At 72.0% G+C, this 13,818-nt stretch carries 13 protein-coding genes; 9 read left to right on the top strand and 4 right to left on the bottom strand.

The annotated features are described in order from the left end of the window. Positions 1-8: 8 nt before the first annotated feature. The 3 genes from haaA (at position 9) to haaN (ending at position 1,920) form a co-directional block, all read left to right on the top strand. Positions 9-200, top strand: coding sequence for a HaaA family cyclophane-containing RiPP peptide (gene haaA, locus IG86_RS41330; RefSeq protein ID WP_078905960.1), 192 nt, complete (start codon positions 9-11; stop codon positions 198-200). A 13-nt stretch (positions 201-213) separates the two neighbouring features. Next, positions 214-1,368, top strand: a complete 1,155-nt coding sequence (locus tag IG86_RS0120120; RefSeq protein WP_030898453.1) for an FxsB family cyclophane-forming radical SAM/SPASM peptide maturase — start codon at positions 214-216, stop codon at positions 1,366-1,368. 78 nt (positions 1,369-1,446) lie between these two features. Further along, positions 1,447-1,920: a cyclophane-containing RiPP N-acetyltransferase HaaN gene (gene haaN / locus IG86_RS0120115; protein WP_030898450.1), complete on the top strand. Its 474-nt coding sequence runs from the start codon at positions 1,447-1,449 to the stop codon at positions 1,918-1,920. A 107-nt stretch (positions 1,921-2,027) separates the two neighbouring features. Here the strand turns inward: haaN and IG86_RS0120110 are convergent, their stop codons facing one another. The 4 genes from IG86_RS0120110 to IG86_RS0120095 form a co-directional block, all read right to left on the bottom strand. Next, positions 2,028-2,561 (bottom strand): hypothetical protein, encoded by a 534-nt coding sequence (locus IG86_RS0120110; RefSeq protein ID WP_030898448.1) that lies wholly within the window; start codon positions 2,559-2,561, stop codon positions 2,028-2,030. After that, positions 2,558-3,997, bottom strand: coding sequence for a hypothetical protein (locus IG86_RS0120105; RefSeq protein WP_030898446.1), 1,440 nt, complete (start codon positions 3,995-3,997; stop codon positions 2,558-2,560). The genes IG86_RS0120110 and IG86_RS0120105 overlap by 4 nt, the downstream gene beginning before the upstream one ends. A gap of 10 nt (positions 3,998-4,007) precedes the next feature. Next, positions 4,008-4,496 carry a hypothetical protein gene (locus IG86_RS0120100; protein ID WP_030898443.1) on the bottom strand — a complete coding sequence of 163 codons (489 nt, stop codon included), beginning with the start codon at positions 4,494-4,496 and terminating at the stop codon, positions 4,008-4,010. A gap of 224 nt (positions 4,497-4,720) precedes the next feature. Further along, on the bottom strand, positions 4,721-5,575 hold the full coding sequence (locus tag IG86_RS0120095; protein WP_053634120.1) for an AfsR/SARP family transcriptional regulator: 855 nt from the start codon (positions 5,573-5,575) through the stop codon (positions 4,721-4,723). Positions 5,576-5,881: 306 nt separating this feature from the next. Between IG86_RS0120095 and IG86_RS0120090 the strand changes: the two genes are divergently transcribed. The 6 genes from IG86_RS0120090 to IG86_RS0120065 are packed head-to-tail and all read left to right on the top strand — an operon-like array spanning position 5,882 to position 13,789. Beyond that, positions 5,882-6,865 (top strand): ScbA/BarX family gamma-butyrolactone biosynthesis protein, encoded by a 984-nt coding sequence (locus tag IG86_RS0120090; RefSeq protein ID WP_030898440.1) that lies wholly within the window; start codon positions 5,882-5,884, stop codon positions 6,863-6,865. Continuing rightward, entirely contained in the window at positions 6,862-7,539 is a 678-nt protein-coding gene (locus IG86_RS0120085) for an HAD family hydrolase (RefSeq protein WP_030827175.1), read from the top strand. Before IG86_RS0120090 ends, IG86_RS0120085 begins: the two co-directional genes overlap by 4 nt. Beyond that, a complete protein-coding gene (locus IG86_RS0120080; RefSeq protein WP_030898437.1) occupies positions 7,536-9,254 on the top strand; it encodes an FAD-dependent monooxygenase in 1,719 nt (572 codons plus the stop codon). The genes IG86_RS0120085 and IG86_RS0120080 overlap by 4 nt, the downstream gene beginning before the upstream one ends. Then, complete coding sequence (locus tag IG86_RS0120075) at positions 9,254-11,527, top strand: MMPL family transporter (RefSeq protein ID WP_030898435.1); 2,274 nt, start codon at positions 9,254-9,256, stop codon at positions 11,525-11,527. The genes IG86_RS0120080 and IG86_RS0120075 overlap by 1 nt, the downstream gene beginning before the upstream one ends. Beyond that, positions 11,502-12,602: an NAD-dependent epimerase/dehydratase family protein gene (locus IG86_RS0120070; protein WP_051785290.1), complete on the top strand. Its 1,101-nt coding sequence runs from the start codon at positions 11,502-11,504 to the stop codon at positions 12,600-12,602. The genes IG86_RS0120075 and IG86_RS0120070 overlap by 26 nt, the downstream gene beginning before the upstream one ends. Further along, the gene (locus tag IG86_RS0120065) at positions 12,599-13,789 is read left to right on the top strand and encodes an alpha/beta hydrolase (protein WP_030898430.1); all 1,191 of its coding nucleotides are present in this window, start codon (positions 12,599-12,601) and stop codon (positions 13,787-13,789) included. Before IG86_RS0120070 ends, IG86_RS0120065 begins: the two co-directional genes overlap by 4 nt. Positions 13,790-13,818 lie beyond the last annotated feature (29 nt).

The following is a 13,818-nucleotide window of genomic DNA, read 5'->3' as shown; positions in this document are numbered from 1 at the left end:
AGCGTCGAATGCCGTCACGTACGCCCGTTCCCGCACCGCATGCTCCGGCGCCCGTCGTCGCGGAGTCCATCAGCGGTTCGGCCGTCCTGGATCGTGTCGCCGTCCGCGTACGGCAGCGGCTGGCGGCCGAGCAGACGGCGTCGAACCACGCTGGCGAGGGTGGTCACCACGCTTCGCTGATCTGGACCTGGCCTCTTTGAGCCGTTCCGCTCGATGACACCGCGCGCGGACGTCGCCCCCTTTCGGTCCTTCATCCTCAAGGTTGCCAATCGCTGCAACATCGACTGCGACTACTGCTACGTGTTCAACTCCGCTGACCAGGCGTGGCGGCACCTGCCTGCTCGGATGAGTGCGGACGTGGCCCGGGCGGCTGGGCTGCGAATCGGTGAGCACGCAGCGGTGCACGGCCTGCGGAGCGTGCACGTCGTGCTGCACGGCGGTGAGCCGTTGCTCACCGGCCCCCGGCACATGGCAGACCTGCTCGGCGCCGTGCGGGAGGGTGTGCCGGTCGGTGTGGCGGTCCGTTTCGAGCTTCAGACCAACGGGACGCTTCTCACGGAGCCGTGGCTGGACCTCTTCGAGCGGTACGAGGTCGTCGTGGGCGTCAGCCTCGACGGACCGCCGACCGCGAATGACCGGCACCGGCTGACACACGCCTCGCGATCGAGCGCCGCCTCGGCCGTACGAGGCATCGAACTCCTGCGGTCCCGCCCGCACTTGTTTGCAGGGCTGCTCGCGGTCGTCGACCTGGCCAACGACCCGGTCGAGGTCCACGACTACCTGGCGTCGTTCGAGCCGCCTGTGATCGACTTCGGCCTGCCGCACGGGACTCACGACGAGCCGCCGCACCGCGACGACCCGAGTGCGCCCGAGTACGGGTTGTGGATGAGCCGCGTCTACGACGCCTGGCTCGCCCGGCCGGAGCAGCGGCACAGTGTTCGGATGCTGGAGGACATCGTGGCGCTGAGCTCCGGGGTGCACAGCTCGGTGGAGTCCCTCGGCCTGGCCCCGCCCACGAGCATCGTGATCGAGTCGGACGGCACGATCGAGGGCGTGGACACCCTGCGGTCCGTCGAGGAAGGCGCCTCCTGGCTGGGACTCGACGTCTTCAGTCAGTCCTTCAATGAGGTCCTTCACCATCCGAAGCTCCTGCACCGGCAGAACGGGAAGACCGCGCTCGCCGATCAGTGCCAGAGCTGTCCTCTGGTGGAGGTGTGCGGTGGGGGCTATTTACCGCACCGCTTCAGCACCGACCGCGGCTACCGGAACCCCTCGGTCTACTGCGCGGACCTGGAATACCTCATCCGGCATGTTCAGGACTCCCTGCGCCGGCACGGATGGGCTCCTCAGGCACTGACGCCCCCGTAGCCACGAGCCGTGCCGCCACGCCAGGATCACGCATTGAAACGAACGAGTGCAGCGATGAAAGAGCGACAGGAGATGTCGATGACCGTGACGATCCGCCCCGCCGAAAGGCGCGACACCGTGGCAGTGGCCGATCTGATCGAGGAGATCGAACGGTTCTACGGATCGACCGAGATCCAGCCGCTCGAGGAGCGCCGCTCCCAGGTGGAGGAGGCGCTCTTCGGCTCCCCGCCGTTGGCGTCCGCTCTCTTGGTCGAGGACGAGGCTGGTGATCTCGTCGGGCTCGCCGCCTACTCCTTCCTCTGGCCGGCAGCCGGCTCCTCCCACTCTCTGTTCCTGAAAGAGCTCTATGTCCGCGACACCCTCCGCCGCCAGGGCGTCGGTGCCCGCCTCATGGACGAGCTCCGCGCCCTGGCCTCAGCACGTCCCGGATGCAGCCGGGTCGAGTGGATGACGGACCGCAACAACCCGGGCGCGCGGGCCTTCTACAAGTCGTTGGGGTTCGCGGAGTTCGACGGGAAGATCGTCTACCGTGTGGACACCGCTACGACGTGAGGGCGGGGCGGGGCCGTGAAGGAGCTGGTGACCGCCCCGTACTGGGGATCGATCCGTTGCCTCCGCGGACGGCTGGGCGTCAGACCGCGCCGCGGATTCTGCGGGCGTCAGTCGACCCCTCTGAGGTAGACGCGGCTGCTCCGTTCGTCGATCTGCGCCACAGCGACCTTGAGCCAGTTCAGGTCGCCCTTGCAGGGAGCGCACACCTGCCCCTCCCTGACCTTGGGAAGCGAATCCGGTTCCGGCAGCCCCAGGCGTGCGAACGGCGTGGCCGGTGTCGCCTCGGCGGCGAAGGGCTGCTCGCGCAGTCTGAGGGGCTGCTCCGGCTTCAGCTGGGTGAGGAAGGGGTCGACGGCTTCCGCAGGCAGGACGAAGGACAGGATCAACCCGTCGTCCTGGAACCCCCTGCGCTGCGCCGCCGCGGTCTGGGTCGCTGTCGAGGGGACCTCCACGTGCAGCGTCCGGGCGATGGACTCGGCGGTGGCCCCTTCGACCCAGTCGGACGTCCCCGGGTCTGCCGAGCGGCCGCCTTCCCTGCCGCTACCGCCGGACGCCCCGGAGCATCCGGCGGCGAGCGCGCCCAGCACCACCGCCACCACGGCGAGAGCCGGGGCGCGCCACGGGCGTTGCGCGCGGATCATCGGGCCGCCTCGTTGCGGCCGATGTCCGTGCGGGTGCCGTCCCGCCCTGTGTCCTCGGGAGCGGGCCAGGGCCCTCCCGCCGACAGGTCGTGCCGCTGCACCGAGCTGCTTCCTCGCATGTCGAACTCCCTGGCCAGTCCTGTCGTGTGCAAGCGGGCCATGTCGGCATCGGTGACGGTGGTCGGTCCGATCGGCGTGGCCTTGGTTCCGTCCCAGTTGTAGCGGTCCCACACATTGACCTGGTAGTCGATGCTGACCTGCGGTTTCCCATCGGGTCCGGGGACGGCGGTGACCACTCCTGTCGTGTTCGTCATGCCGCTGCCCACGGCCAGGTACCAGTTGTTCGTACCGTCCGGGCCTTTTTCGTGTTCGTATCCGCTACTGCCGGATTCCACGGGGACGGCGACAGGCTTGCCGCCTGACCTCTCGAAGGCATCCAGTGCCTGGCGCCGCCATTCGTCCTGCTCCGTGGCGCGGATCCGCGCCACCTGGTCCCGCAGGGCCGGGTCGTCGGCCAGCATGCGGTCGACGTCCAGGTCGAGCGTCCTACCGGTGCCTTTGAGGTAGTGATCCATGTGCCGGGCCGCGTCGGTCTTGCCCATGAAGTCGCCGGAGTTGGAAATGCCGTGGGCCTGGATCTGCTTCCAGTAGTCCGACATGCCTGGCGATTCGACGTCGTACGGGCCGGCGCCGTCGTCCGCGGCGACCTGCTTGACCTGAGGTCGTAGCAGGCCGGCTGCCAGGAGGTCGTCCCGGTGCTGGGTCCACAGCTGGGCCCGGGCCTCGGGCCCGAGTGACTGCCAGAGCCGCTGCAGCTCCTTCCGCTGTTGGGTGTCGGCCTCCTCGCCGAGCCCGGCCAGTTTCAGTGCTCGCGGGAGCATCTCCTGGTCGAGGGAGGTGTACGTCGCATGGCCGGCGTTGTGCGGATCCGCGCCGTGGCTGCCGCGCAGAGCGCGTACGGCAGCGGCATCGACCTCGGCCGCATGGCTCACCACTCCGCTCAAGGTGTCCGCGTACCAGCGCATGAGATCGTGCTTGCGCCGGCCGGGACCGTCCACCTCGCAGACCAGGGCATCCTCGATCGTCACCGCTCCGCCCTGCCCTACACGCACGTTGAAGCCCGCCTCCTTGGCGTCGGCGGTCACGTTCTTCGCCTGCTGCTGGATGGCCACCAGTTCGGAGTGGGCGTCCTGGAGGACGCTGAAGACGCTCTGGGCCTCCGTGTGGAGGTCCTCTATCTCCTTGACCGTCTTGCCGACGAAGGCACGGGTCACACCGGCGTTCACGCCTTCCCAGCGGGCCTTCTCGGCCTTCGCCTTTACCCCGTCGCGCGCCTGTCCGCCCAGGCGCTGCAGAGCGTCGGCGGTGCGCTTCCAGTCCTGAACGGCGGATCCCAGCTTCGTGAGGTCCAGTTCCATGAGGTCCGAGTAGTCCATGCCGCGCTCCCTACTTGAGGTACTCGTCGATACGGGAGACGGACACGGCCGCGCCGTCGCGGTTGCGGAGCGAGGCCGCGATGGCCTCGTCGTCCGCGGCGTGCGCCTTCTTGGAGTAGTCCAGGTGGTTCGAGATGTGGGCGCATGCCTGCAGGACCGTCTTCACCTGCGAGGTCCACACGGACACGGTGGTCTCCAGCTCGCCGCCGAGCGAGAAGCCGGCCGTCTTCAAGGATGCTGCGGCCTGCATCGTGGAGCCGCTCCCTGAACCATCGGCACCGGCACCGGCACCGGCACCGGCGCCGGCGATGTCGGCCTGCTTCTGCAGTTGGCCATGCAGCAGGAAAGCCTCATGACCCACTTCGCCCAGGTCATCCTGGTGTACGACCAGGTCGGCCTGACCGCCACCAGGTCCGCTGGTCACCTGGTTGAGGCGCATCGACACCTGGCGCTCACCGGCCACATCCACCTTGGCCTTTTCCCACTCGTCCCACACCATGGCGCCATTCGATCATGTTTCGCCAGGCGGGGTAGGAGCAATGTGAGCCGGTTTTCACGGCTCTGACCTGCCCTGCTTCTGTGTGACCTGCGCGTTTCGGTGATGTCGGGTGTCTGGGGCCGCTGTCGGGGCGGTGGACGTCGCCGCGCGGCAGGGCGTCGCCGCGCGCCGGCCCCGGTCCCCGTGCGGGGCCGGGGCGCAGTCGGCGGGCGCCGCCGGAGCTGTCAGCCGAAGGGGCCGCGGCGGGCCAGCGGGGGGATCGTGATCGGCGTGGCGACCTCGTCCTCCGCGGGGCCGCCGTCCTGGCGCAGCGCCGACATGACCATCAGCTGCGGGTCCTGGAGCAGCAGCCGCGCGTGGAGCGCGCGCAGGGCCGGGCCGGGCTCCACGCCGAGTTCCTCGACGACCCGGGCGCGCTGCACCGCGTACGTCGACAGGGCCTCGTTGCCGCGGTCCGAGCGGTAGAGCGCCAGCATCAGCAGCCACAGGAAGCGCTCGCGCAGCGGGTACTTGTGCACCGCGTAGTGCAGGTACGGGACCGCGTTGCGGTGCCGGCCCAGTTCCAGTTCCAGCTCCGCCCGCACTTCCATGTCCGCCAGGAAGCGCTCCTGGCGGTAGAGCCGCTCGCGGTCCAGCATGGGGCCTTCGAGCCCCTCCACGAGCGGGCCCGTGGACATCGTGCGGGCCTCTTCCAGCAGCTTGACCGCCTGCATGATCTCGCCCTTGCGGGCCGCCGCGATGCCGGCCGCGGCCAGCTGCTCGTACGTGTAGAGGTCCACCTCGGATGCGCCGACGTCCATCCGGTAGCCGCCGCCGGACCATTCCAGGGTCACGCCGGGGCCGTCGCCCTCTAACGCGGTCAGCAGGCCGCGCAGGCCCGAGACGGACTTCTGGATCAGGTTCTTCGCGTACGCCGGATAGTCCTCCCCCCAGAGTGACTCGATCAGCTGGTCGACGCCCGTCTCCAGGCCCGGTCGCAGCAACAGCACCGCCAGCAGGGCCCGTTGTTTGGGCGGTCCCAACTCCAGTGTCTTCTCGCCCCGGTTGACCTGGAGCGGTCCCAGCAGTCGGAAACGCAAGTGTGAACTACCCCTGCCGTTCCCGTAGAAGCCGCGCTCACGCAGCAGCACACCACTCATTCTTCCCCCCGAATAAGGCCACGGTAAGGCTAGGTATTACCGACTGGTTCGCGCCATTTGGAGATCAAATGAGAGGGGGATCACATCCCCCGACCCCTTGACGTTGTCCGCTGGTTGAGATCCGTGAGCAGGCCACGCACATGGCGCCCGGACGCCGCCGCGGTCGGTCAGCGATCGTTCCAGCGGCTCGTCAAACCACGTACTCCAAGGTGAAAGCGTCCCCGCTCTCGCTCTTTGGAGAAAACGATGACAGGTCCAGCGCAGCAGGACGAGCTCCGTTCCGCTCTCAGATTCGACAGCACCGTCCCGCGGGCCATGGTCCACCGCGCCGCGATCGCCGAGGTCTTCCTGACCGATTCCCGACGGGTACCGGACCAGGCCGACACCTACGAGGTCGCCGCGCAGCTGCCGCGCGCCCACATCATGGGCGAGCAGTCCGGCACCCACGACTTCCTCCTCCTCATCGAAATGCTGCGACAGGCCGGGGTGTTCCTCGCGCACGCCTACGAGGACGTCGCGCTGGACGAGTCCTTCATCTTCCGCCACCTGCAGACCGAGGTCCGCGACCGCGCCGCCCTGCGCACCGGCGACCGGCCGGCCCGCGCCGTCGCCACGCTCACCGTCCTGCCGCAGCGCAAGCGCAACGGCCGGGTGCAGGCCATCGACTTCTCCGGCACGCTCGCCATCGACGGCAAGGAAGCCCTCCTGTGCAGCGGCGGCCTGGCCTTCTTCACCCGCGGCGTCTACCACGCGCTGCGCGACCGCCGCCGCAGCACGCTCGCGGCAAACCTCGGCGCCCTCCCCACCCACGTGGCCGCCGCCCCCGCCTCGGTCGGCCGCCGCGACCCGTACAACGTGGTGATCACCCAGCCCCTCCCCGCCGGGGAGAGCGCGTTCGCCGCCACCGTGCTCTCCGACACCACCCACCCCCACCTCTTCGACCACCAGCTCGACCACGTGCCCGGCAACCTCCTGCTGGAGGCCGCCCGCCAGCTGGCCGCCGCCTCCGTGTCCTCGCTGCACGCCATCTCGGCGACCGGCCTGCAGGTGACGGCGATGGACGCGCAGTTCCACGAGTTCGCCGAACTCGACCTCCAGACCCGGGCCGTCGCCCGCGTGGAGCAGTTCCGGCTCAAGGACTCGCTGCGCACCCTGGTCGTCCCGGTCGTCGTGGACGTCCTCCAGCAGGGCCGGGCCGTCGCCTCGTTCCGCCTTGAGGTGGCCCAGTGACGTTCCGTCCCATCACCACCGTGGTCGTCGACTACGGCGGTGTCCTGACCAACCCGCTGGATGAGACCTTCGCGGCCTTCGCCCGCGCCGTGGACGTGCCGCTGCCCGAGCTCCGGCAGGCCTTCGCCCGGGCCGCGCAGCGCCACGGCAGCAGCCCGATGGCCGACCTGGAGACCGCCCGCTGCACCGAGAGGGAGATGGTCGAGCGGGTGCTCGCCGAACTGCCCGGCGGCCGGACGTACGCGGACCTGCTCGGCGACGAGCCGTTCGGCGAGGTGTGGTTCCGCGCCCGGACCGTCAACGAGCGGCTGGTCCGCTTCCTGCGCGAAGTGCGCCAGAGCGGCTACCGGACGGCGCTGCTGACCAACAACGTCAAGGAGTGGGGGCCGCTCTGGCGCGCACAGCTCCCCGTCGACGAGCTGTTCGACGCCGTCGTCGACTCCTCGGAGGAGGGGGTGCGCAAGCCCGAACCGCTGATCTACCGGCGGCTGCTGGAGCGGCTGCCCGCGACGGCGCACGAGTGCCTCTTCCTCGACGACCTGGAGGAGAACTGCCAGGCCGCCTCGGACCTCGGCATGCTCGCCGTCCACTTCACCACCACCGACGAGGCGGTCGACCAGATCGTGGCCCTGCTCCGGTCCCGGGGCGGCGCCTATGGCAGGAGCCTCGTATGACGCAGACGGACACCGTGCTGATCGTGGGGGCCGGTCCCACCGGCCTCACCACGGCCTGCACCCTGCTCCAGCACGGAGTGGACTGCCGGGTGATCGACCGCAGGAACGGGCCGGCCAGCGAACCCAAGGCGCTGATCCTGTGGAGCGGCGCTCTGGAGGTGCTGCGCCGCATCGACGTGGCGGACTCGCTGGAAAAGCGCTCGCTGCCGCTGTCCGGCGCCTCCTACTGGTCCGGCGGCAGGCGCACGGGCGGCGTCCGCTTCGGCGCGCTCGCCGACACCGCCTTCCCGCGCCCCCTGTGCGTACCGCAGTCGGTGACCGAGGGCGTGCTCTACGACCGGCTGCTCAAGCTCGGCGGGAACGTCGAGTGGAACACCGAACTCGCCGCCGCCCGCATCACCGGCTCCACCCCCTCCAACGTCTCGGTCACCCTCACCGTTCCCGGTACGGGCTCCCCGGCGCCCTTCTCGCCGCGCTGGCTGATCGGCGCCGACGGCACCCACAGCACGGTGCGCGCGGCCGCCGGTATCGCCTTCGAGGGCAGCACGTACGCACGTGACTTCCTGCTGGGCGACGGCGTGTTCACCGGCGGACTGCCCGAGGACGAGGCGCAGTACCACCTCACCCCCGAGGGGGTGCTGGTCGTCGTACCGTTGCCCGGCGGCGGGCACCGCGTCTTCTTCGACCGTGACGCCACGGGCGAGGTGCGGCCGCTGTCCGACGAGGAGCTCCAGGAACTGCTCACGGCCCGCGGCCCGAAGGGCTGGAAGCTCGAATCCACCTGGTGGCGCAGCACCTTCCGGGTGCACACCAAGGTCGCCGCGAGGTTCCGCGAGGGCTCGGTCCTCCTGGCCGGCGACGCGGCCCACTGCCACAGCCCGGCCGGCGGCCAGGGCCTCAACACCGGTGTGCAGGACGGCTTCAACCTCGGCTGGAAGCTGGCCGCGGTGATCAACGGCGCGGACCCGGCGCTGCTCGACAGCTACGAGGCCGAGCGGCGGCCGGCCGCCCTGCGCGCGCTGCGCAACTCCGACCGCCAGACCCGGCTGTGGATGCTGCGCCAGGGACCCAAGCGGGTCCTGCGCGACACCCTGCTGAAGGTGGCCACCGCCACCGGCGCGCTGGACCGCAGGATCGTCCCGGAGCTGGCCCAGCTCGATCCCGGTCTGGAGTCGAGCCCGGCGGTCCCCGGCGAACTCCCGAAGCCCGGCACCCGCGGCGGCCGCGGCGGCAGGGGCCCGGGCCTGCTCAGCCCCGGGGTCCGGCTGCCCGACACCCCGTGGCAGCCGCTGCACGGCACCGACGCGGCCTCCCTGCACGAGTTCCTCGCGGCCGGCCGGCACACCCTGCTCGTGCTCCAGGGCGCGAGCGCCCCCGGCACGTCCGGCTCCGGCGGCCCCGGCACGTCCGGCGCCGACGCGGGCGAACGCACCGCCGCCGAGGCCGCCGAGCTCGTGGCCCGCTCGACGGTGCGCTCCCAGACCGACGTCCTGCTGCTCACCGACCACCGGCCCCGGGGCGGCTGCGACCCCTCGGCGCCGTACGCCCGGGCCGTGGACATCGGCCGGAAGCTGACCGAGCTGGGCGGGGCCGGCCCGCTGGTCGTCTACGTGCGCCCCGACGGGGCGGTCGGCGCCTGGTCCTCCCACCGGGACCTGGGCCGGCTCGTGGCCGGGGTGTCCGTGCTCGGCGCCGCCGTGGAAAGCGTGGCGTGATGCTGAGGCTCCTCGGCGCGCACGTGGTGCGCCGCCCCTGGCTGTTCCTCGTGGCGGCCCTGGTCCTGGTCCTCGACGCGATCCTGCTCGGGGCGGACCTGCCCGACCGGCTCGGCAGCGGCGGCACCACCGACCCGGCTTCCGAATCGGCGCGCGTGCAGCGCGTACTGGAGGCGCACTACCCCGAGCAGCAGCCCAATCTGGTCCTGCTGGTGTCCGTACCGGAGGGCGGGCAGGTCGACGACCGCGCGCTCGCCGCACAGGGCGCCCGGCTCGCGGAACGCCTCGCCTTCGAGAAGCCGGTCGTCGGCGTGGTCTCGTACTGGCAGACCGGCCTCGCCGAGCTGCGCTCCCACGACGGCCGGCAGGCCGTGATCGCCGCCCGGATCGTGGGCGACGAGGACCGGGCCCGGTCCGCGCTGGAGGAGCTCGCGCCCCGCTTCCGGGGCGGCCAGGGCGAACTGACGGTCCGGATCACCGGACCGCTCGCCGTGCGGGACGAGATCCAGTCCACGGTCGCCGAGGACCTGGCCCGCTCCGAGCTGATCGCCCTGCCGCTCACCCTGATCGTCCTGGTGTGGGTCTTCGGCGGGGTGCTGGCGGCGGCCCTGCCGGTCCTGGTCGGGCTGGTCACCGTCCTGGCCACGGGGGCCGTCCTGCGGATCGTCACCGGATTCACCGAGGTGTCGGTCTTCGCGCAGAACCTCACCACCGCCCTGGGGCTCGGCCTCGCCATCGACTACGCGCTGCTGATCGTGCGCCGCTTCCGCGAGGAACTGGACGCCGGGGCGGCACCCGGGGACGCGGTGGCCCGTACGGTGCGCACCGCCGGGCGGACCGTCCTGTTCTCGGCGCTGACCGTCGCCGTCGCCCTGTCGGCCATGCTGGTCTTCCCGCTGTACTTCCTGCGCTCCCTCGCCTACGCGGGCATCACCGTGGTGCTCGTCTCGGCGCTCGCCGCGCTGACGGTACTGCCCGCGGTGCTCGCCCTGCTGGGGCGCCGGGTGGACGCGCTGACCGTACGCCGACGCCGGCGCGGGACGGCGCGGGGACCGGTGGCCGACGGACGGGTGACGCGGCTGGTGATGCGCCGCGCCCCGCTGGTCACGATCGCGGTGACCGGGGTGCTGCTGGTGCTCGGACTGCCGTTCCTGAACGCCCGCTTCGGCACCGCGGACCACCGCCAGCTGCCCGCGTCGAGCCAGTCGCGGGCCGCCCAGGAGTCCCTGCGCGCCGACTTCGACGACCTGCCCGAGGGCGCGGTCCCGGTGCTGCTGCGCGACGGCGGGGCCGCCACGGCCGAGGCGGGGGAGCGGACCGGCCGCATCGCCGGGAAGCTGTCCGCGCTCGCGGGGGTGACCCGCGTGGAGTCCTCGGCCGGCACCTACCGGGACGGGCTGCGCACGGAGGTCGCCTCGCCCGCCGATTCCGGGCGCCGCACGGCGGGGTACGACCTGCTGACGGTGGTGGCCGAGGACGACACGGCCGCGACCTCGGCCGCCCACCAGGACCTCGTACGGGTCCTGCGCGCGGCGGTCGGGCCCGACGGCGGGTCCGTCGGCGGTCCCGCGGCGGAGGTCGTCGACGGCAAGGCCGCCATCGGACGGGGCCTGGCCCCCGCCCTCGCCCTGGTCCTGCTCGGCACGCTGCTGCTGGTCTTCCTCCTCACCGGGAGCGTGGTGCTGCCGGTGCTGACGGTCCTCCTCAACGGGCTCAGCCTGACCGCCATGTTCGGCGCCGTCGTCCTGGTGTTCCAGGAGGGCGCGCTGTCCGGGCCGCTGGGCTTCACCGCGACCGGCGACGTCGAGGCGACCCTTCCGGTCCTGATGTTCTGCGTGGCCTTCGGCCTGTCCATGGACTACGGCGTCTTCCTCGTCGCCCGGATCAAGGAGCACCACGACCGCGGCGGCGACCACCGGGCCTCGGTACTGGCCGGGATGCGCAGCACCGGCGGGCTGATCACCGCCGCCGCCGTGGTCCTCAGCGTCGTGTTCGTCTCCATCGGCCTGTCCCGGATCACCAACACCAAGATGCTCGGCCTGGGCGTCGCCCTGGCCGTCCTGGTCGACGCACTCGTCGTCCGCACGCTGCTGGTCCCGGCGGTGCTGGCGCTGCTGGGCCCCCGTACCTGGTGGGCCCCCGCCCCGCTGCGCCGCCTGCACCGCCGTCTCGGACTGCGCGAGGGCGCCGGTCCCGAGCCGCAGCCCCGTACCCCGCACACCCCGGCCGGCCCCGAAAGGACCCCGCATGACCGAGAACCCGCCGCCCTCTGAACCGGCGCCGCCGCGCCGCGCGGCGCCGGGCGCCGTCATGGTCACCGGCGCGACGGGGCTGCTCGGGCACGCCGTCGTCGCCCGGCTGCTCGCCGCCGGGTCCGAGGTGACGGCCGTGGTCCGGGACGTCGAGCGCGCCCGCAGGCTGCTGCCGAACTGCCCGCAACTGCGGCTGGTCGGCGGGGACGTCAACGACGTCGACAGCTACGCCGGCGCCCTGCGCGGGATGGACGCGGTGATCCACACGGCCGCGTACTTCCGCGAGTACTACCAGCCCGGACCCGACCTGGAACTGCTCTACCGCACCAACGTCGACGCGGTGGAGGAGCTGCTCAAGGCCGCGGTGGACGCCGAGGTGCCCACCGTGGTGCAGACGAGCTCCATCGCCGTGCTCGGCGGCGGGGACCGGCACGCGCCGGCGGACGAGGACACCCCGAACGGGGACCCTTCCCGAGGCAACCACTACCGGGCGAGCAAGATCCGCGCGGAGCGGCTGACCGGCCGTTTCGCCGAGCGGTACGGGCTGCGGGTGCCGCTCGTGCTGCCCGCCTGGATGTGGGGGCCCGGCGACGCCGGACCGACCTCCGCGGGCCGGCTGTTCCTGGCCGTGGCGCGCGGCGGGATCAAGGCGCTGCCGGTGGCGGGCAACCACCTGGTGGACGCCCGTGACGTGGCCGCCGTGTGTGTCGCCGCGGCCGCGCCGGAGGCCGGTGGCGGGCGCTGGATCGCGGGCGGCAGCTGGTACCCGCTGCACGAGATCTGCGCGGCGGTCGTACGCGCGACCGGTACCGGGACGGTGCCGCGCAGGCTGCCCGCGCCGGCGGCCATGACGATCGCCTCGCTCCTGGAGTGGCAGGCGAAGGCCCGCAGGGTGGCGCCCGTCGCCACCCGGACCGGTATGCGCACGCTCCTCGAAGGACACCACAGGAGGGTTTCCTCCGCCCGGGCGGTGCGCGAACTCGACGTGAGTTTCCGCCCGTTGGAACAGACCGTCGCGGACCAGGCCGCCTGGCACCGGGCGCAGGGACAGCTTCCGGCCGCCGCGGCGCCGGCACGAAAGGTGCGCAGCTCATGAGCATCATCAAGCGGATCGCCGTACTGGGTGCGGCCGTCGCACTCCTGGCGAGTCCGGTGGCCGCCGCCATGACCGCCGCGGCCGACACCCCGGCCGACGCCCCGGCCGCCGGAGCGGCCGCGGGCACGGCGGCGGTGTCCGTGCCGCCGTCCCCGGCCGAGGCCGAGGCGGCCGCGAAGGCGACGGCCGCGCGCCTCGCGGCACGGCACATCGTGGACGTCCCCGTCAGCTTCACCGTGCGCAACACCAACGGGAGCAAGGCGGGTTGCCGCACCAGCGGCGCGACCCAGCGGATCAGCGGCCACCTGACCGCGCCCGCGTCCGTGTGGGCGGGCGGCAAGCGGGCCGTCACCCTCTACCAGCACGGGATCGCCTCCGGCGAGTGGTACTGGCGCCTCGACGTGCCCGGCTACCACTACGCCGAGGAGCTGGCCCTGCGCGGGCACGCCTCCGTCACGATCGACCGGCTCGGCTACGGCGCCAGCGACCGCCCCGACGGCTTCGACACCTGCATCGGAGCCGAGGCCGACATCGCCCACCAGATCGTGCAGCAGCTGCGGGCCGGGACGTACACCCTCGGCGGGAAGCCCGCCGAGGGCCCGGAGACGGCCCAGGGCTTCGACACGGTCACCCTGGCGGGGCAGTCCAACGGCGGTCAGGTCGCGCAGATCGAGGCGTACTCCTTCGGCGCCGTCGACGGCCTGATGATCATGGACTGGACCGACCGGGGCCTGACCCCCGAGGCCAACACCCGCTTCTTCGGCGCCCTCCAGGGCTGCATGGCGGGCGGCCAGCCCAGCAGTGAGCCCTCCGACCCGAGCGGCTACGTCTACTACGACCTCGGACCGGACCAGTTCCGCCGGGGCAACTTCCACGACACCGAGCAGCGCGTCATGGACGCCGCCGCCCCGCACCAGAACCGGCACCCCTGCGGCGACATGAGCTCACAGCTCGACTCCGTCTTCACCGACCTGGAGCACCTGGGCTCGATCAAGGTCCCGGTCCTGCTGGTCTACGGGGACGAGGACGCCCGCGTCACCGGAGGCGCCGCCCACCAGCGGCTGTTCACCGGCGCCCCGACCGAGCTCGTCACCGTCCCCGGCGCCGGCCACTACGCCACCATGGCCCGCTCCGCGGCCTCCACCTTCGACCGCATCGACGCCTGGCTCGACGCGCGCGGCCTGTGAACCGCCGCCGGCCCCTTTCCCCCCACACC

It is taken from the genome of Streptomyces virginiae (assembly GCF_000720455.1).
Taxonomy (GTDB): Bacteria; Actinomycetota; Actinomycetes; order Streptomycetales; family Streptomycetaceae; genus Streptomyces; species Streptomyces virginiae.
This window is presented reverse-complemented; position numbering and strand designations above follow the sequence as displayed.